The 24,166-nt window shown below is 72.5% G+C and carries 20 protein-coding genes; 11 read left to right on the top strand and 9 right to left on the bottom strand.

Going from position 1 to position 24,166, the window contains the following annotated elements; genetic code table 11:
* The first annotated feature begins 4 nt into the window (after nucleotides 1-4).
* The 4 genes from DFJ69_RS23545 to DFJ69_RS23530 all read left to right on the top strand — a co-directional run bounded on the left by DFJ69_RS23545 (nucleotide 5) and on the right by DFJ69_RS23530 (nucleotide 4,836).
* Entirely contained in the window at nucleotides 5-1,450 is a 1,446-nt protein-coding gene (locus DFJ69_RS23545; protein ID WP_116024604.1) for an FAD-linked oxidase C-terminal domain-containing protein, read from the top strand.
* Complete coding sequence (locus DFJ69_RS23540) at nucleotides 1,450-2,646, top strand: FAD-binding oxidoreductase (RefSeq protein ID WP_116024603.1); 1,197 nt, start codon at nucleotides 1,450-1,452, stop codon at nucleotides 2,644-2,646. The genes DFJ69_RS23545 and DFJ69_RS23540 overlap by 1 nt, the downstream gene beginning before the upstream one ends.
* A complete protein-coding gene (locus DFJ69_RS23535; RefSeq protein WP_116024602.1) occupies nucleotides 2,646-3,929 on the top strand; it encodes a (Fe-S)-binding protein in 1,284 nt (427 codons plus the stop codon). Before DFJ69_RS23540 ends, DFJ69_RS23535 begins: the two co-directional genes overlap by 1 nt.
* A 184-nt stretch (nucleotides 3,930-4,113) precedes the next feature.
* Entirely contained in the window at nucleotides 4,114-4,836 is a 723-nt protein-coding gene (locus DFJ69_RS23530; protein ID WP_116024601.1) for a hypothetical protein, read from the top strand.
* A 3-nt stretch (nucleotides 4,837-4,839) separates the two neighbouring features.
* Here DFJ69_RS23530 and DFJ69_RS23525 read toward each other — a convergent pair whose 3' ends face one another.
* From DFJ69_RS23525 to DFJ69_RS23505, 5 genes are all read right to left on the bottom strand, one after another.
* Nucleotides 4,840-6,543: an ABC transporter family substrate-binding protein gene (locus tag DFJ69_RS23525; protein WP_116024600.1), complete on the bottom strand. Its 1,704-nt coding sequence runs from the start codon at nucleotides 6,541-6,543 to the stop codon at nucleotides 4,840-4,842.
* Entirely contained in the window at nucleotides 6,540-8,597 is a 2,058-nt protein-coding gene (locus DFJ69_RS23520; RefSeq protein ID WP_116024599.1) for a dipeptide ABC transporter ATP-binding protein, read from the bottom strand. Before DFJ69_RS23520 ends, DFJ69_RS23525 begins: the two co-directional genes overlap by 4 nt.
* On the bottom strand, nucleotides 8,594-9,457 hold the full coding sequence (locus DFJ69_RS23515) for an ABC transporter permease (protein ID WP_116024598.1): 864 nt from the start codon (nucleotides 9,455-9,457) through the stop codon (nucleotides 8,594-8,596). Before DFJ69_RS23515 ends, DFJ69_RS23520 begins: the two co-directional genes overlap by 4 nt.
* 29 nt (nucleotides 9,458-9,486) lie before the next feature.
* Complete coding sequence (locus DFJ69_RS23510; protein ID WP_116024597.1) at nucleotides 9,487-10,473, bottom strand: ABC transporter permease; 987 nt, start codon at nucleotides 10,471-10,473, stop codon at nucleotides 9,487-9,489.
* Between the two features lie 224 nt (nucleotides 10,474-10,697).
* Nucleotides 10,698-11,666, bottom strand: a complete 969-nt coding sequence (locus DFJ69_RS23505) for a hypothetical protein (RefSeq protein WP_116024596.1) — start codon at nucleotides 11,664-11,666, stop codon at nucleotides 10,698-10,700.
* A gap of 101 nt (nucleotides 11,667-11,767) precedes the next feature.
* On the opposite strand from DFJ69_RS23505, the gene DFJ69_RS23500 reads away from it, so the two are divergent.
* Complete coding sequence (locus DFJ69_RS23500) at nucleotides 11,768-12,382, top strand: TetR/AcrR family transcriptional regulator (RefSeq protein ID WP_116024595.1); 615 nt, start codon at nucleotides 11,768-11,770, stop codon at nucleotides 12,380-12,382.
* Nucleotides 12,383-12,457: 75 nt separating this feature from the next.
* Here the strand turns inward: DFJ69_RS23500 and DFJ69_RS23495 are convergent, their stop codons facing one another.
* Complete coding sequence (locus DFJ69_RS23495) at nucleotides 12,458-14,089, bottom strand: S1 family peptidase (protein ID WP_116024594.1); 1,632 nt, start codon at nucleotides 14,087-14,089, stop codon at nucleotides 12,458-12,460.
* 175 nt (nucleotides 14,090-14,264) lie between these two features.
* On the opposite strand from DFJ69_RS23495, the gene DFJ69_RS23490 reads away from it, so the two are divergent.
* On the top strand, nucleotides 14,265-16,214 hold the full coding sequence (locus tag DFJ69_RS23490; RefSeq protein WP_116024593.1) for a sensor histidine kinase: 1,950 nt from the start codon (nucleotides 14,265-14,267) through the stop codon (nucleotides 16,212-16,214).
* Nucleotides 16,215-16,454: 240 nt separating this feature from the next.
* On the opposite strand, the gene dapF is transcribed toward DFJ69_RS23490, so the two are convergent.
* Nucleotides 16,455-17,288: a diaminopimelate epimerase gene (gene dapF, locus DFJ69_RS23485; RefSeq protein ID WP_116024592.1), complete on the bottom strand. Its 834-nt coding sequence runs from the start codon at nucleotides 17,286-17,288 to the stop codon at nucleotides 16,455-16,457.
* A 12-nt stretch (nucleotides 17,289-17,300) separates the two neighbouring features.
* Complete coding sequence (miaA, locus tag DFJ69_RS23480) at nucleotides 17,301-18,203, bottom strand: tRNA (adenosine(37)-N6)-dimethylallyltransferase MiaA (protein WP_245974539.1); 903 nt, start codon at nucleotides 18,201-18,203, stop codon at nucleotides 17,301-17,303.
* 93 nt (nucleotides 18,204-18,296) lie between these two features.
* Here miaA and DFJ69_RS23475 point away from each other — a divergent pair, with 93 nt between their 5' ends.
* The gene (locus tag DFJ69_RS23475) at nucleotides 18,297-18,521 is read left to right on the top strand and encodes an antitoxin (protein ID WP_116024591.1); all 225 of its coding nucleotides are present in this window, start codon (nucleotides 18,297-18,299) and stop codon (nucleotides 18,519-18,521) included.
* A 72-nt stretch (nucleotides 18,522-18,593) separates the two neighbouring features.
* Here the strand turns inward: DFJ69_RS23475 and miaB are convergent, their stop codons facing one another.
* The gene (gene miaB / locus DFJ69_RS23470; protein WP_116024590.1) at nucleotides 18,594-20,096 is read right to left on the bottom strand and encodes a tRNA (N6-isopentenyl adenosine(37)-C2)-methylthiotransferase MiaB; all 1,503 of its coding nucleotides are present in this window, start codon (nucleotides 20,094-20,096) and stop codon (nucleotides 18,594-18,596) included.
* A gap of 188 nt (nucleotides 20,097-20,284) precedes the next feature.
* On the opposite strand from miaB, the gene DFJ69_RS23465 reads away from it, so the two are divergent.
* The 4 genes from DFJ69_RS23465 to DFJ69_RS23450 all read left to right on the top strand — a co-directional run bounded on the left by DFJ69_RS23465 (nucleotide 20,285) and on the right by DFJ69_RS23450 (nucleotide 23,740).
* Nucleotides 20,285-21,067 (top strand): amino acid ABC transporter ATP-binding protein, encoded by a 783-nt coding sequence (locus DFJ69_RS23465; protein WP_116024589.1) that lies wholly within the window; start codon nucleotides 20,285-20,287, stop codon nucleotides 21,065-21,067.
* A gap of 54 nt (nucleotides 21,068-21,121) precedes the next feature.
* Nucleotides 21,122-21,991, top strand: coding sequence for a glutamate ABC transporter substrate-binding protein (locus DFJ69_RS23460; protein WP_116024588.1), 870 nt, complete (start codon nucleotides 21,122-21,124; stop codon nucleotides 21,989-21,991).
* A 70-nt stretch (nucleotides 21,992-22,061) separates the two neighbouring features.
* Nucleotides 22,062-22,748: an amino acid ABC transporter permease gene (locus DFJ69_RS23455; protein WP_116026844.1), complete on the top strand. Its 687-nt coding sequence runs from the start codon at nucleotides 22,062-22,064 to the stop codon at nucleotides 22,746-22,748.
* Complete coding sequence (locus tag DFJ69_RS23450) at nucleotides 22,745-23,740, top strand: amino acid ABC transporter permease (RefSeq protein WP_116024587.1); 996 nt, start codon at nucleotides 22,745-22,747, stop codon at nucleotides 23,738-23,740. Before DFJ69_RS23455 ends, DFJ69_RS23450 begins: the two co-directional genes overlap by 4 nt.
* Nucleotides 23,741-24,166: the final 426 nt, after the last annotated feature.

The following is a 24,166-nucleotide window of genomic DNA, read 5'->3' as shown; positions in this document are numbered from 1 at the left end:
CACCATGGCTCTGGACGCGCTGATCGCCCGGCTCGTCGCCTCGCTCGGCGACGAACGGGTCATCACCGACCCGGTACGACTGAAGACCTACGAGTGCGACGGCCTGACGTACCACCGGGCGACCCCGGGCGTGGTGGTGCTGCCCGACACCGCCGAACAGATCGCCGGGATCGTCCGGGAGTGCGTGGCGGCGGGCGTCCCCTATGTGGCCCGCGGCTCCGGTACGGGGCTGTCGGGCGGCGCGCTGCCCCGCACCGACGGGGTGCTGATCGTCACGTCGCGGATGCGGCGGATCCTGGAGATCGACGCCGACAACCAGCGCGCCGTGGTGGAGCCCGGGGTGATCAACCTCGACCTCACCCGGGCGGCCCGTCCGTACGGGTACTACTTCGCGCCCGACCCGTCCAGCCAGCAGATCTGCTCGATCGGCGGCAACGTGGCGGAGAACTCCGGCGGGGCGCACTGCCTGAAGTACGGCTTCACCGCCCACCACGTGCTGGCCTGCGAGATCGTCACCCCGGACGGCGACCTCGTCGAGATCGGCCGGGAACCCGGCTACGACCTGCTCGGCGCGTTCGTCGGGTCGGAGGGCACCCTCGGCATCACCACCAAGATCACCGTACGACTGACCCGGCTGCCGGAGACCGTGCAGACGCTGCTGGCGGCGTTCGCGTCGATCGAGGCGGGCGGCGCGGCCGTGTCGGCGATCATCGGGGCCGGGGTGGTGCCGGCGGCCATCGAGATGATGGACGCGCTGGCCATCGAGGCCGCCGAGGCGGCGGTGGCCTGCGGCTATCCCGACGGCGCCGGAGCGGTGCTGATCGTGGAGCTGGACGGCCCGGACACCGAGGTCGAGCACCAGTTCGCCGAGGTGGAGCGGCTGTGCCGGGAGACGGGCGCGTTCGAGATCCGCATCGCCGCCGACGACGTCGAACGCGGGCTCATCTGGAAGGGCCGCAAGTCGGCGTTCGCGGCGGTCGGCCGGATCAGCCCCGCCTACCTGGTCCAGGACGGCGTGATCCCCCGCACCGCCCTGCCCGAGGTGCTGGCCCGCATCGACGACCTGTCCCGGGAGTCCGGGGTGCGGGTCGCCAACGTCTTCCACGCCGGTGACGGCAACCTGCATCCACTGGTGCTGTTCGACGACTCCGAGCCGGGCGCCGGAGAACGGGCCGAAGAGGTGTCCGGTCGGATCCTGGACCTGTGCATCGAGCACGGCGGATCCATCACCGGCGAACACGGGGTCGGGGTGGACAAGTCCCGGCACATGCCCCGGATGTTCACCGACACCGACCTGGACACGATGCAGATGGTGCGCTGCGCGTTCGATCCGGCGGGGCTGTGCAACCCGGGCAAGGTCTTCCCCACGCCTCGCATGTGCGGCGAGGTGCCCGGGGTGCGCAAGGAGCCCCACCCCCTGGTGCGCGAAGGGAAGGCTGAGCTGTTCTGATGAGCGATGCGCTGTCGGCCCTGGGCGAGGCCTGCGAGAACGTGCGCGAGGCCCTGCCGGAGGAGGGCGTGTTGGGCGTGGCGCCGTCGTTCGTGGCCGCGCCGCGAACGGTGGCGGAGGCGGCCGGCGTGCTGCGGGCGGCCGCCGACCTGGGCCTGGCCGTGGTCCCCCGCGGCAACGAGACCCGGCTCGACTGGGGCGGCCCGCCCACCCGCTGCGACCTGCTGCTCGACACCGGCGGCCTGGATCGGGTGATCGAGCACGCCGCCGGCGACCTGGTGGTCAAGGTGGAGGCCGGACTGTCGATGGAACGGCTCGCCGAGGTGCTCGGCAGGCACGGGCAGCGGCTCGCGCTCGACGTCCCGCTGCCCGGCTCCACCGTCGGCGGGACGCTGGCCGCCGGCGCGGGCGGCCCGTCGCGGCTGCTGTACGGGTCGGCGCGGGACCTGTTGATCGGCGTGACGATGGTCCGGGCCGACGGCGCGATCGCCAAGGCGGGCGGCAAGGTCGTCAAGAACGTCGCCGGATACGACCTCGGCAAGCTGCTGACCGGGTCGTTCGGAACGCTGGGGGTCATCGTCGAGGCGGCCTTCCGGCTGCATCCGCTGCCCGAGGCGCGCGTCCACGTCACCCGGGCCTGCGACGACGTCGAGGAGGCGCACGCGGCCGTCCAGCGGGTGCTGCACTCGCTCCACGTGCCCGCCGCCATCGAGATCGACGGCGGCGACGGCCGATGGACCGTCGGCGTGCTGCTGGAGGGAGTCCCGCAGGGGACCGCCGCGCGCGCCGAGGCCGTCGCGACACTGCTCGGCCCGTCCGCCGAGGTCGCCGACGCGCCGCCGCCGTGGTGGGGCGCCTACCCGAGCGGGAACACGCTGATCGAGGTCACCGCGCCGCCGACCGCCCTGCCCCGGCTCGCGGCGACGGCCCGGAACGGCGTGGTGCGCGGGTCCGCCGGCCTGGGGAGTTGGCACGTCGGGTTCGACGCCGCCGAGCCCGCGCCGGTGGCCGACCTCCTCGCCGCGCTGCGCCGCGAGGTGCCCGGAACCGCGGTCGTCCGGTACGCGCCGGAGGCCGTTCGTCAAGAGATCGACCTGTGGGGGCCGGTGCCCGCCCTCGCCCTGATGCGGCGGCTGAAGGACCAGTTCGACCCCGGGCACCGCCTGTCCCCCGGCCGCTTCGTGGGAGGGATCTGATGACCGCACAGGACGATGAACTCGGCCCCCTGATCGACGACTGCGTGCACTGCGGCTTCTGTCTGCCGACCTGCCCCACGTACGTGCTGTGGGGCGAGGAGATGGACTCGCCGCGCGGCCGCATCCACCTGATGAAGCAGCACGCGGAGGGCGAGCCGATCGGGCTGCCGATGGTCGAGCACTTCGACCGGTGCCTGGGCTGCATGGCCTGTGTGACGTCCTGCCCGTCCGGCGTTCAGTACGACCGGCTCATCGAGGTGACCAGGGCGCGGGTCGAGGAGGAACACCGGCGTCCGTTCGGCGAGCGGGCCGTCCGTGAGCTGATCTTCCAACTGTTCCCGTACCCTCGGCGGCTGCGCGCGCTGCGCGGACCGCTGCGGGCGTACCAGCGGACGGGCCTGGACCGACTGGTCAGGCGCACCGGCGTCCTCGAACGCCTGTCGCCCGCCCTCGCGGCGATGGAACGGCTCGCGCCCCCGCTCGGGCGGGCCCCGAGGCTGCCGGAACGCGTCGCCGCGCGCGGCGGGCATCGGGCCACCGTGGGGATGCTGACCGGCTGCGTGCAGCGCGAGTTCTTCCCCGGGGTCAACGCGGCGACCGCGCGCGTGCTGGCGATGGAGGGCTGCGACGTCGTCATCCCCCGCGACCAGGGATGCTGCGGGGCCCTGTCGGTGCACTCCGGACGCGAGGAGGAGGGCCGCGAGTTCGCCCGCCGGACCATCGCCGCGTTCGAGTCCGTGGACGTCGTGGTGGTCAACGCGGCGGGCTGCGGCTCGGCCATGAAGGAGTACCGGACGCTGCTCGCCGACGACCCGGTCTGGGGCCCGCGCGCCGAGGCGCTGAGCCGTAAGGCGCGCGACCTCACCGAGTTCCTGGTCGAGCTGGGGCCGCGCGCCGAGCGTCATCCCGTGGACGTCACCGTCGCCTACCACGACGCCTGCCATCTGGCCCACGCGCAGGGCGTCCGGGCCCAGCCGCGCGCGCTGCTGGCGGGGATCCCCGGACTGACCGTGCGGGAGATCGCCGACCCGGAGATCTGCTGCGGCTCGGCGGGGACGTACAACCTGCTCCAGCCGGAGGCGGCGGCGCAACTGGGCGACCGCAAGGCCGCGAACGTCCGCGAGACGGGCGCGGAGCTGCTGGTGGCGGCCAACCCCGGATGCTCGATGCAGATCGCCACGGCGCTGGGCCGGCGGGGCGAGGAGATCGCCGTGGCGCATCCGGCGGAGGTCCTGGACGCGTCGCTGCGGAGACGGGGACGGTCGGCTCTGCTGCCGGACTGATCCCGGCCTGCTGTATTGTGTCCTCCCCCGAGCCGGCAACGGACTCGTGCAGAACGTTCGCCCAACGCAAGATCACCGTTACGGAAACACGACCCACCACCGGGGACGAGGACACCAGGCAGGATCAGGATCGCGCCGGGCCCGAGGGCCCGGCCGGACGCGCCAGAACCCGGGAATCCCACCCATGTCGAACTCGCACCGCTCACACCGCCGCCGCAAGAAGAGCAACGCCGGAAGGCTCGGGCTCGCCGGCGCGCTCACCGGAGTCCTCGGGATCGGGGCCGTGGCCGCGGGGTACCTCGCGCTCAAGCCCGACGACTCCGCGCCGCAGAGCCCTCCGGGCGTGAACTCGCGGACCGGCACCGGCGCCGGTGCCGGGACCGGTGGCGCGGTGGGGACGGCGGACGCCCCCTCGACCGGCCCGACGCTGAGCGTCACCACGCCCGAGGGCTACGGGTACTCGCTCGGGGCGGCCGAGTCCGGCACCGACGACAGGCCGCTGACGCGGAGCACGCCGCCCCCGTCCGGCGGCACCTACGCCTACGCCGAGTACGTGCTCACCAACACCCAGCACCAGCCCGTCCTGCTCGACTTCCCGGCCGACATCTTCGTCCCGACCGAGCACGTGCCGTCCTCGGCACGGCAGCGGTGCATGCCGCAGCCCGGAGTCCCCGAGGACATGTGCACCCTGCCCAACCACAGCGAGGTCCGGAAGCGGCTGAACGGCTCCGGGCCGCCGATCACCCAGGATGGCGACACGCTCATGCCGGCGGGCGCGTCCTACCTGGTGCGGGTGGCCACCGACCTCCCGGTCGACCCGGGCGTCGCCGACGGCGACGTCAGGCTGTTCGTGTGGAACGCGCGGTTCACCAGCGACCTGAAGGGCATCGAGGTCGAGCTTCCCTGAGCCTCAGCGGCGGACGAACCCGATGTCCTCGTAGGCCAGGTCGTAGAAGCCCCGGGCGCCGAAGTTGGCCAGGTCGCCCCGCACAGCCAGCAGTTGGGGGCGCTGGTAGAGCGGCAGCACAGCGGCCTCCCGCCAGACCAGCCGGTCGGCCTCGTTGACGAGGCGCCGGGCCGCCACCGGGTCGAGCTCGGCGGCGGCGCGGTCCATGGCGGCGTCGATGGCCGGGGAGCCGATCCTCGAGTAGTTCTGCTGGATGGTGCCGTGCTGGGGCATCGCGAACACGGCGCGGTTGGACGACACCGGGAACGGCGTGCCCAGCCAGGAGAACGGGACGATGTCGAAGTTGCCGGGCGTGACGTACCGGTCGAACAGGTCGTCGGTCGGCACCGGGCGGATCTCCACCCGGACGCCGATCGCCCCGAGCATCGCCTGGACCAGCTCGCCCTCCCGCTTGCTGATCTGCTGGGTGGAGGGCACCACGAACCGCAGGGACAGGGTCCGGCCGTCCTTGACCCGGTGGTTCCCGACGCGCCGCCAGCCCGCCTGATCCAGCAGGCGCCCGGCCCGGGCCGGATCGTGGCGGCCCAGGTAGCCGGCGTTGTCCCGGTAGCCCTCCTGGGTGTTCATGTAGAAGTGGTTGCCGAGCACCTGGACGGGCCAGTCGAGGTCCTTGAGGCCCGACTCGGCCAGCGCCCGCCGGTCGATCCCGAGCATCACCGCCTGCCGCACCCGCAGGTCGCCCAGCACGGGCCCGGTGGCGTTGAACGTCAGGTGCCGCCAGTCCGGCCCGGCCGCCCGGCGGATCATCGCGCCCTCGTCGTCGAGGGCCCGACGGTAGGCGTTGGCGTCGCCGCCCGCCTCCATCACGTCCACCTCGCCGTTGGCGAACGCGCCCGGCACGGCGCTGGGGTCCATGATCCGGAACACGATTCGGTCCAGCAGCGCCGGCCGGCCCCACCAGCGGGGGTCGCGGACGATGGTGACGGCCTTGGCGGTCCGGTCGATGGACTCGATCTTGAAGGGCCCGGCGGTGACCGGCAGCCGGTTCAGCCAGCCCTCGTTGAACGTCGCCGGGTCCGAGCCCGTCGCGGCCGGGTACAGCGGGTTGAACAGCGACTGCCAGTCGGCGAACGGCCGGACGAACGTCACCACCACCTGCCGGTCGTCGCGCCCCCGACGCACGGAGGCGATCCGGTCGTAACCGGTCACGGCCGCGACCTGGTAGCGCGCGTCCCGCCCCGACAGCGCGTGCGCCTGGGCGGCGAAGTCCCGGTAGGTGATGGGCGTGCCGTCCGACCAGTGCGCCTCCGGGTCGATGGTGTAGGTGACGACCTGCCGGGGGCCGGTGCTGATCCGCACGTGGTCGAGGTACTCGGGCACGGCGTGCGAGACGCCCTTCTCGTCGGAGCGCATCAGGTACGGCATGACCCCCTGGAGGACCTCGTTCACCACCCCTCGAGCCCCGTTGACGTGGTGGAAGTTCCACTGGGCGGGGAACTCGGGCATGGGCCAGCGCAGCGTGCCGCCCACCCGCAGTCGCTCCCGGCGCATCGGGTTGACGTCGTGGGCGGGCAGCCGGGACATCTCGGCGGGGGCGCGGTCCCCGGCCGACGGGCCGAACGGGTCGCAGGCCGGCGCGGTGGCCAGCAGCCCGGCCACCGCGATCGCGCACACCGTGAGGGACACGGAGGGGGTCGGCAGTCTCATGAGGTCGTCTCCGAGTAGTGGCACGCCGTGAACTGGTCCGGGCCGACGCGTTCCAGGCGCGGCTCCGCCGTCTCGCAGTGTCGGGCCCGGGTCGCGTCCAGCTCCCGGTAGCGGGGGCAGCGGGTGCGGAACCGGCAGCCGGAGGGCGGGTCGGCGGGATCGGGGGGCTCGCCCGGGAGGGGCGCGGGGCGGCGGCCCCGCTCGCGCGGCGGGTCCGGGACGGGCACCGACGACAGCAGCGCCCGGGTGTAGGGGTGGGCGGGCCGGCGGTAGACGTGCCCGGCCCGGCCGAGCTCCACGATCCGCCCCAGGTACATCACCGCGACCCGGTCGGCGATGTGCCGGACGACCGCCAGGTCGTGCGTGACGACCAGGTAGGCCAGGCCGAGCCGCGCCTGCAGATCGGCCAGCAGGTTGAGCACGCCGGCCTGGACGGACACGTCGAGCGCGGAGACCGGCTCGTCCAGCAGCACCAGCCGGGGCTCGAGCGCCAGGGCCCGGGCGATGGCGACCCGCTGGCGCTGCCCGCCCGACAGGCTCTCCGGGTAGCGTCCGGCCAGGTCGGCCTCCAGGCCCACCAGGGCCAGCAGCTCGGTGATGCGTCCGGCGGCCTCCCGGCGGGGCCGACCGTGGGCGGTGAGCGGCTCGGCGAGGATCTCGGCGATCCGCATCCGGGGGTCGAGCGAGGCCAGCGGGTCCTGGAACACGATCTGCACGTCCCGCCGCAGCTCTTTGCGCCGGGCGCCGTCGAGCCCGGCGACGTCCTCGCCGAGCACCACGATCCTTCCGCCCTGCGGGGCCCGCAGCCGCAGGATCTCCATCAGCGCGGTGGTCTTGCCGCTGCCGGACTCCCCGACCAGGGCGAGGGTCTCCGCGGCCCGGATGTCGAACCCGATGCCGTCGACGGCCCGCACCGTGCCGACCCGCCGCCGGATCAGCCCGCCCCTGGAGAGCGGATGGTGGCGGACCAGGTCGGTCACCTCCAGCACGACGGGCCGTTCCGCACGCTCGGGCAGCCCGGCGGGCAGCGGCGGCGGCCCGGGCTCGGGGTACACCGCCGCGGGGTCGCCGATGTCCTTGACGCACGCGACGGCGCGGTCGTCGGGACCCGCCGGGCGCAGGTGCGGCTCGGCGTCCCGGCACAGCGACTCGGCGATCGGGCAGCGCGGCGCGAACGGGCAGCCGGGCGGCAGCTCCGCCGGAGCCGGCGGGCTGCCCTCGATCGGCACCAGCCGCCGCCGGCCGTCGCCCCCGCCGTCCCGGGAGAACGGCGGCGGGCCGGACAGGCGCGGCACCGACTGCAGCAGCCCGATCGTGTACGGCATGAGCGGGCGCGCGTACACGTCGTCGACCGGCCCGGTCTCGACCGCCCGACCGGCGTACATCACCATCACCCGGTCGGCGATCCCGGCGGCCACCCCGAGGTCGTGGGTGATCAGGACGATGCCGGCGCGGGTGGCCTCCTTGGCCGCCCGCAGCACCTCCAGCACCTGGGCCTGGACGGTGCCGTCCAGCGCGGTGGTCGGCTCGTCGGCCACGATCGCGGCCGGGTCGTTGGCGATGGCCATGGCGATCATCACGCGCTGCCGCATCCCGCCGGAGAACTCGTGCGGGTACGCCAGGGCCCGCCGGGCCGGGTCCGGGATGCCCACCAGGTCCAGCAGTTCCACGGCGCGGGCGCGGGCCACCGCCTTGGACGCCCCCTGGTGCACCTGGACGGTCTCGGCGATCTGGTCGCCGACCGGGTGGACGGGGGTGAGCGCCGACAGCGGGTCCTGGAACACCATCGCGATGTCCTTGCCGCGCACCCCGGCCAGTTCGCCGTCCGAGCGCCCGATGAGCTCCCGGCCGCGCAGCCGCACCGACCCGGTGGCCTCGGCGCCCGGCGGCAGCAGGCCCATGAGCGCCAGCGCGGTCGCGGACTTGCCGGAGCCGGACTCGCCGACGATGCCCAGCACCTCCCCGCGCGCGACGGCGAAGGCCATCCCCCGGACCGCGGGCACCGCCCCGTTCCGGAAGGTGACCCGCAGGTCCTCGACCTCCAGCACGGTCACCGGCCACCGCCTCCCGGGGCGCGCCGGTGCCCGGGGTCCAGCGCGTCGCGCAGCCCGTCGCCGACCAGGTTGACCGCCAGCACGATCAGCACCAGCAGCGCCGCCGCGAAGCCGAACAGCCAGGGGAAGGTGGTGGCCGCCGCGGTCCCGTCGGCGATCACGGTGCCCAGCGAGATGTCCGGCGGCTGGACCCCGAACCCGAAGTACGACAGCCCGCTCTCGGCGATGATCGCCACGCTCACGTTCAGGGTGCCGTCGATGATCAGCAGCGAGGCCAGGTGCGGCAGGATGTGCCGGACCACGATGCGCGGCGGGCTCACCCCGAGATAGCGGGCGGCCAGCACGAACTCGCGCCGCTTGAGCGAGATCGTCATCTGCCGCACCATCCGCGCGGTGACCATCCACATGAACGCGGCCAGCAGCAGCACCAGCAGCGGCCAGGCGGAACGGAACACCGGGGTCAGCACCGCGATCACCAGGAACGCCGGCAGCACCAGCAGCAGGTCCACCCCCCACATCAGCAGCCGGTCCACCCAGCCCCCGGCGTAACCGGCCACGGTGCCCACCACCGCGGCCACCCCCGTCGAGATCACCGCCACGCAGATCCCGATGAGCAGGGACTTCTGCAGGCCGCGCAGGGTGAGCGCGAAGACGTCGCGACCGCTCTGCGTGGTGCCGAACCAGTGCTCCGACGACGGGGGCTCGCGCATCGCCGTGAAGTCGGTGTCGGTCCAGCTCCACCGGACCAGACCGGGCCCGGCGAAGGCCAGCAGGAACAGCGCGGCCAGCAGCGCCAGCCCCAGCACCGCCCGCCGGTCGGCCAGCAGCCGGCGCGCCAGCAGGGCTCCCCGGGACGGCATCGGCGGGCCCGGCTCCCCGGCGGCAGCGGTCACCGGCCCGCCCTGACCCGGGGGTCCAGCAGCCCGTGCGCCGTGTCGGAGGCCAGCCCGGCCAGCAGCACCAGCACCGCGGCGAACAGGTTGACCGCCGCGACGGCGTTCACGTCGCCCCGGTTGATGGAGTCGATCAGCCACTCGCCCATGCCGTGCCAGCCGAAGATCTTCTCGGTGAACATGGCGCCGAGCAGCACCAGGCCGAACGTGTAGGCGAAGTAGGTGGTGACCGGGATCAGCGCGATGCGCAGCCCGTGGGTGAACAGGGCGCGCCGGCGGGTGAGGCCCCGGGCCATGGCGGTGCGCACGAAGTCCGCGCCGATCACGTCCAGCATCAGATGGCGCTGGTAGCGGCTGAACACGGCGACCTGGGCCAGCACGATCGTCAGGGTGGGGAGCACCAGGTGCTGGAGCCGGCCGCCGGTCTGCCCCATCATTCCGCCGGTCTCCCCCGGTGTGTACTCCCCCACCCATTCGAAGATCTGCACGCCGGTGATCTCGTTGACCCGCTCGGCGCCGATCTGGAGCAGCACCGCCAGCACGAACACCGGCGTGGACAGCACGGCGAACGACCCGACGGTGATCAGCCGGTCGCTCGTCCGGTACTGCCGGACCGCCGCGAACGCGCCGACCAGCACCCCGAGCACCCCGCCGAGCACGGTGCCGAGCACCAGCAGCCGGACGCTGACCAGGGCCCGCCGCCACAGCTCCGGCGTCACCGGGTCGCCGTCCCAGGTGCGCCCCAGATCACCGCGCACCAGGCCGGACGCCCAGGTCAGGTAGCGCCGGGCCAACGGCGTCCGGTCGTTGAGGTTGAACGCGGTGAGCTGGGCGTCCACCACGCTCGCCGGCGGCCGTGGGCTACGCTCCTCGAAGTTGGCGCGCGGCCGCAGGGTGGCCGCCGCGAGCAGGTACGCGAGGCTGGCGGCCAGCACGACCAGCACCACGTAGTTGAGCAGTCTGCGGACCAGGAACCTCGCCATGTCACCCCCCTCGCGAACACGGCAGCTACAGAAGGCTACTGAGCTGTCACGCCGCGCGTGGGTGAAACGACGAATCGGTACCTTCGGCCCTCAGCCGACCCTTCTGTCGGGCGCCGGGGCCCGCGAACGCCGAACGGTCCGTCGAACGGGACGGGGCCCGGGCACGATGGCCCGGGCCCCGCTCCGCCGTCGCCGACGGTGTCGCTGTCGGTGTGGGTGTCGGCTCAGCCGACCAGTGCGGGTGCGCCCGCGTCGGCCGACTCCCCGCCCGTACGGGAACGGTCCCGCAGGGCGGCCACGAGGATCAGCGCGACCGCGACGGCCGCCCAGACCCCCAGCACCGCCAGCGACCCGCCCGCGCCCGCGCCGTCGAAGTACCCGTACGACCTCAGCAGCGTGGCGCCCGCGCCGGGGGGCAGCAGTTGGCCCAGGTCGCCCCACGGCTCGGGGAGCAGCTCGGGCGCGGAGGACGCGCCCGACAGCGGGTTGCCCAGCAGCAGCATGGTCAGCGCGCCCACCCCGATGCCCGGGCGGCCGATCACCCCGGCCAGTCCGACGACCGTGCCGGTGACCGCGAGGATCGTCAGGGCCATGGCGGCGGCGACCGTCAGGTAGGAGCCGTCCAGGATGTCGAGCCAGCCCTGGGCCAGCGCCGAGACGCCCAGGCCGCCGAGGACGGCGAAGCCGACCAGGCCGGCCAGCCGCCAGGCCAGGGCGGGGATGACCAGTGTCAGGAGCACCGCCGCGGCGATGCCCGACATCACCAGCGGGAGCACCATCGTGCCGAACGCCGTGCCGTGCGGACCGGCGGACACCACGTCGGTGACCGGGGGACGCGGGGCGCCGGACAGGGTGGCGGCGTATTGGCCGATCTGCTGGGCGACCTGCGGACTCGCCGCGGAGGCCACCAGGACCTTGGGCCCGGCCGGGGTGGTCACGATGGCGCCGTACGCGTCCCGGTCGGTGACGGCCCGGCGGGCGGCGGCCTCGTCCGGCAGCACGGCGATCTCGAAGCCGCCCTGCCGGGCCAGCCGGTCGGCCACCGCGGCCGACTGGGGCCCGGCCACCGCGATGGGCAGGTCGTGCGGGGCGGAGCGGGCGGCGGGCCAGCCGAAGGCGACGACCATGACGAGCTGGATCACGGTGGCAGCCAGGGTCACCCCGAGGGTCCGGCGTCCGAGGGAGGTGTTCACGGCCTTCTCCTAAAAAGCGGATGTCCGTTCTCTTTGATGCCCTCAGCGTTCCAGCGGCCGGGTCGGTTGTCAAGAACGGACGTTCGTTTTAGATTGAGGGCATGCCACGGGTCAGTGAGGAACACCTCGAGCGCCGGCGACGGCAGGTCCTGGACGCCGCGCGCGTCTGCTTCGCCCGCCGGGGCTTCCACGAGACGTCGATGCAGGACATCTTCGCCGAGAGCGGGATGTCGGCCGGCGCCGTCTACCGCTACTTCAAGAGCAAGGGCGACCTGGTCGAGGCCATCGCCGCCGACACCATCATCCGGGTCGCGGCGAGCATGGCGTCGATCGTCGCCGAGAACCCGCTGCCCGAGCTGGACGAGGTCGTCGGACGCATCTGCGACCTGCTCGTCGCCCAGTACTCCGTCGACGACGCCGACGCGCTGCGGCTCGCCCCGCAGGCGTGGGCGCTGGCGCTCTACGATCCCGAGGTCGGCGTGATCGTCCTGGACGCCATGACGCGGATCCGCCAGGTGTGGCTGACCTACGCCGAACGCCTGCGCGACGTCGGCCGACTCCCCGCCGACGCCGACCTCACCGCCGTCTCCAAGGCCCTGTTCGGGCTGCTGCCGGGCTTCATCCTGCAGCGCGTCCTGCTGAAGGACGTCGATCCGGCGGTCATGCGCCTGGGCGTGCGCACCCTGATGACGAGCCTGTCCGTGCCCCTGACGTGACGGAACGGCCCGTCGGCGGAGGATTCCGCCGACGGGCCGTTCGTCGTCATCGGGCCCGGGTCACCGGGACCGGTGTCACTGCGCTCCGGGCCAGGGCGCCTGGTACCCGGGACCGCCCGGCGGCTGCGGGGGCGGGCCCACGGGACCGGGGGGCGGACCGCCCGGGTAGGTCGGCTGTCCCGACATCGGGCCGCCCACCGGCAGCCCCGGCTGCGGGGCCCCGTACGGGTTGCCCGGGCCGCCCGCGCTCGAGCCGGGGACCGGCGGGAACCCGCCGCCCGGACCACCGGGACCGCCCGGGCCGGGCCGGCGGCGGGAGCGACGCCGCAGCGTCGACACCAGCACCACCACGATGATCACGACCACCAGCACCGCGCCGCCGATGAGCACCCAGACGATGATCGGGGACGGCGTCTCGTCCTTGCCGGCGTTGATGGCCGCCTGCGAGTCGCTGATGTACTTGTTGACGTACGGGTGACCCGGGTTGAGCGCCTGCACCTCGCGGAACTTGGGCAGCGCCCGCTTGTAGTGCCGCTTGAAGTAGGAGTCCAGCGCCTTGTTGTAGGAGACGGTGGTGGTCGAGGCGACCGGCTTGACGTTCTTGCCGTTCAGGTGCTCCTTGACCACGCTGACCGGCAGCACCAGTTGCTGGTTCTGCGCCGACTGGCCGTCGGTGTCGTTCAGGCCGGCGATCAGGATCCCGACGACCCTGCCCGAGTCGCTGAACACGGGGCCGCCGGAGTTGCCGCCGTAGGCCGGGGCCTGGGTCTGGAAGTAGGGCACCCCGCCCTGCGTGCTGCGCTGCGCGTTGTAGGGGCCCTGGGTGAAGGTCGGCTGGAGCTTGCTGTCGATGCTCAGCGAGCCGTTGTTGGTGACCGTCCCGGGGAAGCCGTCGATGTAGAGGGTGTCGCCGACCTGCACGTCGTCGTCGTTCCCGAGCTCCAGGGTGGGCAGGTTCTGCTGGCCGTTGACCTTGAGCAGCGCCACGTCCTTGCCGGGGTAGCTCTCGCCCGCGGAGACGACCTCGACCGGCAGCTCCTTGGCGGTCTTGTCGACCCCGCCGCCCTGGACGCTCTGCAGCACGGCGGTGGACTGCTGGGTCTCGCCGATCCGCAGGTGCTTGGCGTTGAAGTTGACGACGATCCGGGTGGCGATCTCGACGTTGGCGCTGCTGGCCTGGCCCTCCTGGGCGATGGACTGGATCAGCGCGGCGACGTCCTGCTTGTTGATCTGGTCCAGCGCCTGCTTGGCGAACGTCCGACCGAGCTCCTCGGCGTCCGGCTTGACGCAGTGCGCCCCGGTGACCATGTAGCCGTCGGGTGTCACCCACCAGCCGGTGCAGGTGCCGGTGACCTTGGCCTCCACCGTCCGGACCGGCTCGGACGGCTTCAGGAAGCGGTCCACGTCGGCGGCGAACTGCTCCAGGATGTACTTGTAGAGGCTCTGATCGTCCCTCGGGATCTCCCCGTTCAGCACCCGCCGGGCGGTCTCCTGGGCCAGCCTCTGGACCTCGGCGTTGTTCGGCTCCGCGGTCGGCACCGACAGGGTCGCCGAGTACGTCGTGGCCAGCAGTTGCACGGCCGGATGCGACTTGGCGGCCAGCCGGGTGGCCAGCGGCACTTCCTTCTTCTCTTCTGCCCACGCCGTGCCCGGCACGGCCAGCACAGCCAGCCATACCGCGACCAGCGCACCGATCAGCCTGCGCATCTTCGCCGCACCCCTTACCTGTCGAGCCGACCGCCCGCTTCTCGGGCTCCGGCTCCGCCAGTGTGGGAGGCGTTCTGTCCCGCCGTCATGAGACGACCGCCCCATCGCCGGCAGGACAGCGACCGGGACGTTCTACGATGCCCTCACCCCGACATTTCGGCAGAAAGACCTCTTAGTGACGACAGTGCGGGACCGCCGGGCGGTCCGCGCGGCGCTCCTGCTCACCCTGGCGGCCGTCGCGCTCGTGGCCGCCTCCCTGGGACTGGGCCTGGACGTGCCCGCCGCCCGGCGGATGGTGTGGTGGCATCCCGAGATCGTCATCGCGCTCACCTGGACGCCGGTGGCCTACCTGCTGGTACGGCACCGGCCCGGGCTGCACGTCGGGTGGCTGATGCTCGTCGCCGGGTTCAGCGCGGCGGTGTACGTGCTGTCCCTCAACCTGGGTCCCTGGCTGGAGCTGAACGAGCATCCCGGGGCCTGGCTCTTCCGCTGGTTGGGCCACTGGCTGTGGGCGGTCGACACGTTCGCGCTGACGCTGGTGCTTCCGTTGATCTTCCCGGACGGGCGGCTGGTGTCCCGGTGGTTCCGGCCGGTGCTGGCGGCGGCGTTCGCCACGCCGCTGATCGTGTGCGTGCATCTGACCGTCGACCCGGAGGCGCGCAGGTTCCACAACGGGGTCTCGGTCTACCCGTTCCAGGACATCCCCCTGGCGATCAGCGTCACCATCATCGGGACGCTGCTGGCGGGGCTGGTCTCGGTGGCGCTGCGGTTCTGGCGATCCCCCGCCGACGTGCGCCGCCAGATCGCCTGGGTCATCTACCCGGGCGTGCTCGCCCAGACGATCATCTACGTCGGCGAGACCACCCCCATCGGCGATCCCCTCCGCAACGTCACGATCGCGACCGTCCCGATCTGCATCGCCATCGCCATCACCCGGTACCGGCTGTACGACATCGACCTGGTCATCAGTCGGACCCTGGTCTACGCCGGGCTGGCCGTGGTCATCACCGGGGTGTACTTCGCCCTGGTCGGCACCGCGAGCCTGGTCCTGTCCGGGCGCGGGCCGATGGCGGGGCTGGTGGGCGCGATCGCGGCGGGCGCGGTGTTCGAGCCGGTGCGGCGGCGGCTGCAGCGCACCGTGGACCGGCTGCTGCACGGCGAACGCGACCCGTACCGGATCGCCGACCGGCTCAATCGGCGGCTGCAGACCGCCTCCGACCCGGCGGCCGCGCTGGCCATCGCCGCCTCGGTGGTCCGGGAGGCGCTGCGGGCCGCCGGCGTGACGGTCGAGGTGCTGGGCCGCGAGGGCCGGGCGGCGATCGCCGAGGACGGCGACCTGGGCGCCGACCCGGAGTCGATCCCGCTGATCTGGCACGGACGGCCGGTGGGCCGGCTGCTGTACTCGCGGGCGGAGATCCCGGACCGCCGGATCGCCTCCGTGATGGCCCGCAACCTGGCGGAACTCGCCAACGCGGTCCGGCTGGCCGCCGACGTGCAACGGTCCAGGGAACGCATCCTGGCCACCCGCGAGGAGGAGCGCCGGCGGCTCCGGCGGGACCTGCACGACGGGTTGGGTCCGACGCTGGCCAGCCTGGCCATGACGGTGGACGCCGCCCGCATCACCCTGCACCGCGACCCGGCGGCCGTGGACCCGCTGCTGGAGAAGCTGCGCACCACCATGAGCGGCACCATCGGCGACATCCGCGAGCTGGTGTACGGGCTGCGCCCGCCCGCGCTGGACGACCTGGGCCTGGCGGGGGCCGTCCGCGCCCTGGCCGACGGCACCGCCGGGGGCCCGCGCGTGGACGTGCTGGTGGACGGCGAGTTGGACGACCTGCCGGCCGCCGTCGAGGTCGCCGCCTACCGGATCGCCCAGGAGGCGCTGACCAACGCACGGCGGCACGCCCGGGCCGGGATCGTCCTGGTCAGGCTGGACCGCGGCGGCGAACTGCACCTCAGCGTCGCCGACGACGGCGTGGGCCTGCCGGAGCACGCCCGCGCCGGTGTGGGCATGTCCTCGATGCGCGAACGGGCCGCCGAGCTGGGCGGCTCCTGCTCCATCGGCCCCGGCACGGCTGGCGGCACCCTCGTCCAGGCCCGGCTGCCCATCAACGGCGCGCCCTGACCCGAGGGATCGCAGGGGTTGGGAACTGCAAAGGGCCGGTGACCGCCCCCCGCCATGAAGGTTGTCACCGGCCCCGTCACCGCACGGACGTCGGGGCTCCCATCCCTATCCGTGCGGCCTCCCACAGGGTGTGCACGTCTGAAGTTAGGCCCCCGGCGGTCCCGTCGCGGAGGGACCACCGTCCCGTCGTCGTCAGGACCCGTTCGGGCCGCTTCCCGGGCGTTCGTCCCGGGTCGCCGATCAGCGGAGCCAGGAGGCCCTGATCTCGCCGTCGGCGACGAGGACCGCGGGGCCGCGCAGGTGGCTGGTACGGCCGTCGAGGACGACCGTGACCCTGCCGCCCGGGACGTCCACCAGCCATTCGCCGGGAGGCGCCGACGGGCCCGCCGCCGCGACCGCCGCCGCGACCGCCGTGGCGACCGCGCCGGTCCCGCAGGAACGGGTCTCGCCCGAGCCGCGCTCGAACACCCGCATCTCGACATGGTGGTCGCCCACCGGGCGGAACAGCTCCAGGTTGACGCCCTCCGGGAAGACGGCCGTGTCGAAGTCCGGCCCCCGCGAGAGATCGAGCTCTCGGACGGGACGGTCGACCGGGCACGCCAGGTGGGGGTTGCCCATGGAGACGCGCAGGCCGGTGTGCTCCTCGCCCGCCAGCGTCGCCCGGCCCTCGCCCTGCACGACCGGAGGGCCCATGTCCACGCTGACGTCGCCGGATGGGCCGAGGGTCACCCGCTTGAGGCCCCCGCGGGTCGCCACGGCGAACTCCCCCGGCGCGGCCAGGCCCGCGTCCACCAGGTACCGGGCGAAGACCCGGACCCCGTTGCCGCACATCTCGGCGACGCCGCCGTCGGCGTTGCGGTAATCCATGAACCACTCGGCCTCGCCGGAGAGCGCCTCGGCGGTCGGGTCGTGGGCGGCCTTGGCCCGGACGACCCGCAGCACCCCGTCGGCGCCGATGCCCGCCCGGCGGTCGCACAGGGCCGCCACGACGGCCGGGGTCAGGTCCAGGGAACCCTCGGGGTCCGGCAGGATGACGAAGTCGTTCTCGGTGCCGTGCCCCTTCACGAAACGCATGCTCAGATCGTATTAGCCCGGCAGGGCCAGTGCGCGGGCGAGCAGGTCGGGGTCGTCGTACGGCAGCCAGTGGACCCGGGGATCCCGGCGGAACCAGGACTCCTGGCGGCGGGCGAACCGGCGGGTGGACCGGATCGTCTCCTCCTTGGCCCGCTCCTCGGTCCACTCCCCCGCCAGGAACCGCAGCACCTGGGCGTAGCCGAGGGCCCGTCCGGCGGTCAGGCCGTCGCGCAGGCCCGCCTTCTCCAGCGTCCGCACCTCGTCGACGAGCCCGGCCTCCCACATGCGCTCCACGCGGAGGGCGATGCGTTCGTCCAGCTCCGGTCGCGGCACCTCCAGCCCGATCTGCACGGCGCGGTACCGATGGCGGTACTCCGGCAGCGTGGCGGTGAACGGGCGGCCGGTGATCTCGATGACCTCCAGGGCGCGGACGATGCGCCGTCCGTTGCTCGGCAGGATGGCCTCCGCCGCCCTCGGGTCGTGGGTCCGGAGCCGCTCGTGCAGCGCCGCGGGGCCCACCGTCGCCAGTTCGGCGTCGAGACGGGCGCGCACGGCGGGGTCGGTGCCGGGGAAGTCCATCTCGTCCAGCGCCGCCCGCACGTACAGGCCGGACCCGCCCACCAGGACCGGGACCCGTCCCCGTTCCCGGACGTCGTCGATGACGTCGCCGGCGAGCCGCCGGTACTCGGCGACGCTGGCGGTCTCGGTCACGTCCCACGCGTCCAGCAGATGGTGCGGGACGCCGCGCATCTCCTCCCGCGTCAGCTTCGCGGTGCCGATGTCCATGCCCCGGTACAACTGCATCGAGTCGGCGTTGACGGCCTCCCCGTCGAGCCGCAGCGCCAACTCGACCGCCAGATCGGACTTGCCCGACGCGGTCGGCCCCACCACGGCCAGAACGTCTGTTGAGGTCACACGATAACCATGCCATCCGCGGGGGTATGGGAGCGGTGTTCGGGCACCGGGCGAAAGTACCGGAGCCGACATCCGGGACATCGGGGGGACCACATGTCGTTCATGACGAAGGTCAAGGAGATGCTCGGCCAGAACTCCGGCAAGGCCAAGCAGGCCGTCGACAAGGCCGGTGACATGGTCGACAAGCGCACCGGCGGCAAGTACGCCGACAAGGTGGACAAGGCGCAGAAGAAGGCCGGGGAGCACATCGACCGAGGACAGCAGCAACAGGGCCGCGACACCGGGCCGCCGAACACGCCGGGCACGCCGGGCGCCTAGTAGGCCCCGATCCTCGCCGCGCGCCGGACCGCTCCCCGAAGGTGGGACGGCCGGCGCGGCGGCGTGCGCCGGTCAGCCGTGCGCCGAGCAGCCCGCCGACTGCGGCGGGGCGGCCGGGCGGCCGATGGTCGGCATGCCGAGCGCGACACCCGCAGCGCCCGCGACCCGCCCCTGACGGGCCTCCCACGCGTCGCCCGCCCGGGTGCGCCGGACCGTCTGCACGGGCCCGTCGGCGACCAGGTGGTGCGGGGCCGCGTAGGTGACCTCCACGGTGACCATGTCGCCGGGACGCACCGTCTCGTCCGGCTGCCGGAAGTGGACCAGCCGGTTGTCTGGGGCGCGCCCGGACAGACGCCGGGTGGCGTCGTCCTTGCGGCCCTCCCCCTCGGCGACCAGCACCTCGAGGGTGCGACCGAGCTGCCGCTTGTTCTCCGACCAGGAGATCTCCTCCTGGAGGGCGATCAGCCGCTCGTAGCGCTCCTGCACGATCTCCTTGGGCACCTGCCCGTCCATGGTGGCCGCCGGGGTGCCGGGACGCTTGGAGTACTGGAAGGTGAACGCGCCGGAGAACCGCGCCTCCCGCACCACGTGCAGGGTCTGCTCGAAGTCCTCCTCGGTCTCGCCGGGGAAGCCCACGATGATGTCGGTGGTGATCGCCGCGTCCGGCATGGCAGCGCGGACCCGTTCGATGATGCCCAGGTAGCGGTCCTGCCGGTAGGAGCGGCGCATCGCCCGCAGCACCGCGTCGGACCCCGACTGCAGCGGCATGTGCAGGGAGTGCATCACGTTGGGCGTCTCGGCCATGGCGGCGATGACGTCGTCGGTGAAGTCCCGGGGATGCGGCGAGGTGAACCGCACCCGCTCCAGCCCGTCGATCTCCCCGCAGGCGCGCAGCAGCTTGGCGAACGCCTGACGGTCGCCGAACTCCGAGCCGTAGGCGTTGACGTTCTGGCCGAGCAGCGTCACCTCCAGCACGCCCTCGCCCACCAGCGCCTCGACCTCGGCCAGGATCTCGCCGGGGCGGCGGTCGCGCTCCTTGCCGCGCAGCGCCGGGACGATGCAGAACGTGCAGGTGTTGTTGCAGCCCACCGAGATCGACACCCAGGCCGCGTACGGGGACTCCCGGCGGGTCGGCAGCGTGGAGGGGAAGGTCTCCAGCGCCTCCTTGATCTCGACCTGGGCCTCCCGCCCGACCCGGGCGCGCTCCAGCAGCACCGGCAGCGAGCCGATGTTGTGGGTGCCGAAGACGACGTCCACCCAGGGGGCGCGGCGCACGATGGCGTCCCGGTCCTTCTGGGCCAGGCAGCCGCCGACCGCGATCTGCATGCCGGGGTGGCCGTCCTTGACGGGCCGCAGGTGACCGAGGTTGCCGTACAGGCGGTTGTCGGCGTTCTCGCGGACGGCGCAGGTGTTGAACACCACGACGTCCGGCTCCGCCGCCCGGTCGGCCCTGACGTAGCCGGCCGCCTCCAGCAGCCCGGCGAGGCGCTCGGAGTCGTGCACGTTCATCTGGCAGCCGTACGTGCGGATCTGGTACGTGCGGGGTGCTTCGGGGGTGATCGTGGGCGCGTTCATGACAGTTGCCAAGCCTACGCGGTGCGAGGCGCGCCCCGCGTCACCCGGGGAGAACGCGATGATCTTCCGTGCGGGGCCGAAGCCACCATAAAAACACGGCGTTATGGGTGATGACGTACGAATCTGTGATCCTATCGGTACCGCTCGGTAAGTGATCCGGCACCGTCCATGCCATAGAGTCCCGAGCCATGAAGGACAGCGGCATCGAGGCCGGCGGAGCGGTGGGGTCCGACCACGTTCCGCTCGTCCTGCTCGAGAAGGTCAACAAGCACTTCGGTCCTCTGCACGTGCTGCGGGACATCGATCTCAGCGTCGAGCGGGGCGAGGTCGTCGTGGTGATCGGCCCGTCCGGCGGCGGCAAGTCCACCCTCTGCCGTTCGATCAACCGGCTGGAGCCGATCGACGGCGGCACGATCACGGTGGACGGCAGACGACTGCCCGAGGAGGGCAAGGAGCTGGCCCGGCTGCGCTCCGACGTGGGCATGGTGTTCCAGTCGTTCAACCTGTTCGCCCACAAGACGATCCTGCAGAACGTCACGCTGGGCCCGACCAAGGTGCGCCGGCGCAAGCGGGCGGACGCCGAGGACAGGGCCATGGCCCTGCTGGACCGGGTGGGCATCGGCGCGCAGGCCGCCAAGTACCCCGCCCAGTTGTCCGGCGGGCAGCAGCAGCGCGCCGCCATCGCCCGGGCCCTCGCGATGGAGCCCAAGGTGATGCTGTTCGACGAGCCCACCTCGGCGCTGGACCCGGAAATGGTCAACGAGGTGCTCGAGGTGATGACCGGGCTCGCCCGCGAGGGCATGACCATGATCGTGGTCACCCACGAGATGGGCTTCGCCCGGCGCGCCGCCAACAAGGTCGTCTTCATGGCGGACGGACAGATCGTCGAGGAGAACACGCCCGACGAGTTCTTCACCAACGCGCGCACGGACCGCGCCCGGGACTTCCTTTCGAAGATCCTCACCCACTGAACGTTCAGCACCCTTTTGATCCGAGCGAGTCGGCACGAAAACAGAGGTACGCATATGCGAGCACGTCAGTTCGCCGCCGTCGCCATGGCGGCGGCCCTGGCCTTGGGCGCCGCCGCCTGCGGCAGCGACAGCGAGAAGAAGGAAGCCGAGAGCAAGCCCCTCGCACAGCGCGCCAAGGAGAGCGGCAAGCTGGTCGTCGGCATCAAGTTCGACCAGCCCGCGCTGGGCCTGAAGAAGCCGGACGGCACCTACGAGGGCTTCGACGTCGACGTCGCCAGGTACGTCGCCAAGGAGCTCGGCGTCCAGGCGAGCGGCATCACCTTCAAGGAGGCCCGCTCGGAGAACCGCGAGTCCTTCCTGGCGAGCAACCAGGTCGACATCATCTTCGCGACGTACTCCATCACCGACTCGCGCAAGCCCAAGGTCACCTTCGGCGGTCCGTACTACGTCGCCCACCAGGACACGATGGTGCTGGCGGACAACAAGGACATCACCAAGGCCACCGACCTCAAGGGCAAGAAGCTCTGCCGCGCCGCCGGATCGAACTCCTGGCGTCGGATCACCGACCCGCCCCCGGACGGCAAGCTGAACATCGACGCCGAGCTGGTCGACGCCACCGGGTACTCCGACTGCGTGGCCAAGCTGAAGTCGGGCTCGCTGGACGCGGTCACGACCGACGACCTGATCCTGGCCGGCTTCGCCAACCAGCAGAAGGGCGCCTTCAAGGTCATCAGCGACCCCTTCACCGACGAGAAGTACGGCGTCGGCCTGAAGAAGGGCGACCTGGAGACCTGCGAGGCGGTGAACAAGGCCCTCACCAAGATGTACTCCGACGGCACCGCGCAGCAGTTGCTGCAGAAGCACTTCGGCGGCACCGGGCTGAAGTTCACCACCACGGTCCCCCAGTTCGAGGGTTGCGCCTGACCCGCAGTCCGTTCTCTTGACGAAGGGCCGCGCCGGTGCGCCCGGCGCGGCCCCCGACCCGTGGATCCTCATGGACCAACTCCTGGACTTCGGCCCGGTCTTCGACAACCTCGACAAGATCCTCCTGGGCTTCTGGGCGACGATCCGGATCGCCGCGATGACCGCCGTGCTGTCGCTGTTCCTCGGCACGGTCCTGGCGGCCTTCCGGGTGTCGCCGACCCCGGTGCTGCGCGCCACCGGCTCCTTCGTGGTGAACCTGCTGCGGAACACGCCGCTGACCCTGGTGCTGGCCATCTGCATCCTGGCGATCAACGACAACCTCAAGGTCACGCTGTCCGACTCGGAGGGGATCAACCGCTACTGGTGGGGCGTGCTCGGGCTGTCGGTCTACACCTCGGCGTTCGTCTGTGAGGCGCTGCGGTCGGGCATCAACACGGTGCCGCTCGGGCAGGCCGAGGCCGCCCGCTCCATCGGGCTGACCTCCACGCAGTCGCTGCGGATGATCATCCTGCCGCAGGCGGTCCGGGCGGTCATCGCGCCGCTGGGCAGCGTGATGATCGCCATGATCAAGAACACCACGGTGGTCGGCGCCGTCGCCTACGGGGTGGAGGCCGCCGCGGTGATGAAGAACCTGTTCTACGACTTCGGGGCGTCGATCCCGATCTTCGTCGGGATCGCGGTCGGCTACATGATCCTCACCCTGCCGACCGGCTTCCTGTTCGGCTGGCTGGCCAAGCGGATGGCGGTGGCGCGATGAGTCGGTCGGGGGCCAACGTCCTGTTCGACGCGCCGGGTCCGCGGGCCCGGCTGCGCAACAACATCATCACCGGCGTCTCCGCCCTGCTCCTGCTGGGCGTCGCGTGGGTCGTCTACGACCGGCTGAACGACCGGGGCCAGTGGGCCGGCAAGCTGTGGGACCCCTTCACCGAATGGCAGGTGTGGGACAACCTCATCCTCCCCGGGCTGAAGAACACCCTCGCGGCGGCGGCGGTGGCCTCCGTGCTGGCGCTGCTGTTCGGCGTGGTGTTCGGACTGGCCCGGCTGTCGGACCACTGGTGGATCCGGCTCCCGGCGGGCGCGGTGGTGGAGTTCTTCCGGGCCATCCCGCTGCTGATCCTGATCTTCCTCGCGTTCTTCGTCCCGCCGGCGATCAGCCCGGTCATCGCGGACGGCCCGCTCGGCAATCTGCAGCGGACCCTCGTGGAGAACGTCTTCTTCGTCTTCGGGGTGGAGATCAACGCCGGGAACGTCACCGTGCCCGCGTTCGCCGCCCTGGTGTTCGGCCTGGTCATGTACAACGGCTCGGTCCTGGCCGAGGTCGTGCGGGCCGGGGTGCTGGCGGTCCCGCGCGGCCAGTCGGAGGCCGCCTACGCCATCGGCCTCCGCAAGAACGCGGTGATGCGGCTGGTGCTGCTGCCCCAGGCGATCACCGCGATGATGCCCGCCGTGGTCAGCCAGATGGTCGTGCTCCTCAAGGACACCGCCCTGGGCTTCGTCATCGCCTACGAGGACCTGCTCAGCTCCGGCTTCCGGATCGTCCCGGCCAACTACGCCAACCTGATCCCGGCCGCGATCGTCATCTCGATCATCTACATCGGCATCAACATGGCCCTCAGCCACCTGGCCAACCGCCTGGAGCGCCGCAGCCGCCGCAGCCGCAAGACCTCGGCGCGCACCCTGGCGGCCGACGCAACGACCGGCGGCGCGGTCGGCCTGTCGACCACCGACGCGGCCACGGGCGCGGACTAGAAGGACACTCGCGGACGGTCACCGTCAGAGCACACGGGTCACCGTTCGGGCGCGCGTGGCCGCCGTTCGGACGTGGTGGTCACCGTTCGGGCGCGCGTGGTCGCCGTTCGGACGTGGTGGTCACCGTTCGGGCGCGCGTGGCCGCCGTTCGGACGTGGGTGGTCGCCGTTCGGGCGCGCGTGGTCGCCGTTCGGACGTGGTGGTCACCGTTCGGGCGTAAGCGGTCGCCGTTAGGGCGTGGGTGGTCGCCGTTCGGAGGTGGTGGTCACCGTTCGAGCGCGCGTGGTCACCGTCCGGACGTGGGCGGTCGCCGTTCGGGCGTAGGCGGTCACCGTCCGGACGTGGGCGGTCGCCGTTCGGGCGTAGGCGGTCGCCGTTCGGGCGTAGGCGGTCGCCGTTCGGGCGTAGGCGGTCGCCGTTCGGGCG

The organism is Thermomonospora umbrina, from assembly GCF_003386555.1.
Taxonomy (GTDB): Bacteria; Actinomycetota; Actinomycetes; order Streptosporangiales; family Streptosporangiaceae; genus Thermomonospora; species Thermomonospora umbrina.
This window is presented reverse-complemented; position numbering and strand designations above follow the sequence as displayed.

Excerpts from the sequence above, each read along its gene's own strand:
- DFJ69_RS23545 (WP_116024604.1), top strand. The coding sequence starts at position 5 with ATGGCTCTGGACGCGCTGATCGCCCGGCTCGTCGCCTCGCTCGGCGAC.
- DFJ69_RS23540 (WP_116024603.1), top strand. The coding sequence starts at position 1,450 with ATGAGCGATGCGCTGTCGGCCCTGGGCGAGGCCTGCGAGAACGTGCGC.
- DFJ69_RS23535 (WP_116024602.1), top strand. The coding sequence starts at position 2,646 with ATGACCGCACAGGACGATGAACTCGGCCCCCTGATCGACGACTGCGTG.
- DFJ69_RS23530 (WP_116024601.1), top strand. The coding sequence starts at position 4,114 with ATGTCGAACTCGCACCGCTCACACCGCCGCCGCAAGAAGAGCAACGCC.
- DFJ69_RS23525 (WP_116024600.1), bottom strand. The coding sequence starts at position 6,543 with ATGAGACTGCCGACCCCCTCCGTGTCCCTCACGGTGTGCGCGATCGCG.
- DFJ69_RS23515 (WP_116024598.1), bottom strand. The coding sequence starts at position 9,457 with ATGCCGTCCCGGGGAGCCCTGCTGGCGCGCCGGCTGCTGGCCGACCGG.
- DFJ69_RS23510 (WP_116024597.1), bottom strand. The coding sequence starts at position 10,473 with ATGGCGAGGTTCCTGGTCCGCAGACTGCTCAACTACGTGGTGCTGGTC.
- DFJ69_RS23500 (WP_116024595.1), top strand. The coding sequence starts at position 11,768 with ATGCCACGGGTCAGTGAGGAACACCTCGAGCGCCGGCGACGGCAGGTC.
- DFJ69_RS23495 (WP_116024594.1), bottom strand. The coding sequence starts at position 14,089 with ATGCGCAGGCTGATCGGTGCGCTGGTCGCGGTATGGCTGGCTGTGCTG.
- dapF (WP_116024592.1), bottom strand. The coding sequence starts at position 17,288 with ATGCGTTTCGTGAAGGGGCACGGCACCGAGAACGACTTCGTCATCCTG.
- DFJ69_RS23475 (WP_116024591.1), top strand. The coding sequence starts at position 18,297 with ATGTCGTTCATGACGAAGGTCAAGGAGATGCTCGGCCAGAACTCCGGC.
- miaB (WP_116024590.1), bottom strand. The coding sequence starts at position 20,096 with ATGAACGCGCCCACGATCACCCCCGAAGCACCCCGCACGTACCAGATC.
- DFJ69_RS23465 (WP_116024589.1), top strand. The coding sequence starts at position 20,285 with ATGAAGGACAGCGGCATCGAGGCCGGCGGAGCGGTGGGGTCCGACCAC.
- DFJ69_RS23460 (WP_116024588.1), top strand. The coding sequence starts at position 21,122 with ATGCGAGCACGTCAGTTCGCCGCCGTCGCCATGGCGGCGGCCCTGGCC.
- DFJ69_RS23455 (WP_116026844.1), top strand. The coding sequence starts at position 22,062 with ATGGACCAACTCCTGGACTTCGGCCCGGTCTTCGACAACCTCGACAAG.
- DFJ69_RS23450 (WP_116024587.1), top strand. The coding sequence starts at position 22,745 with ATGAGTCGGTCGGGGGCCAACGTCCTGTTCGACGCGCCGGGTCCGCGG.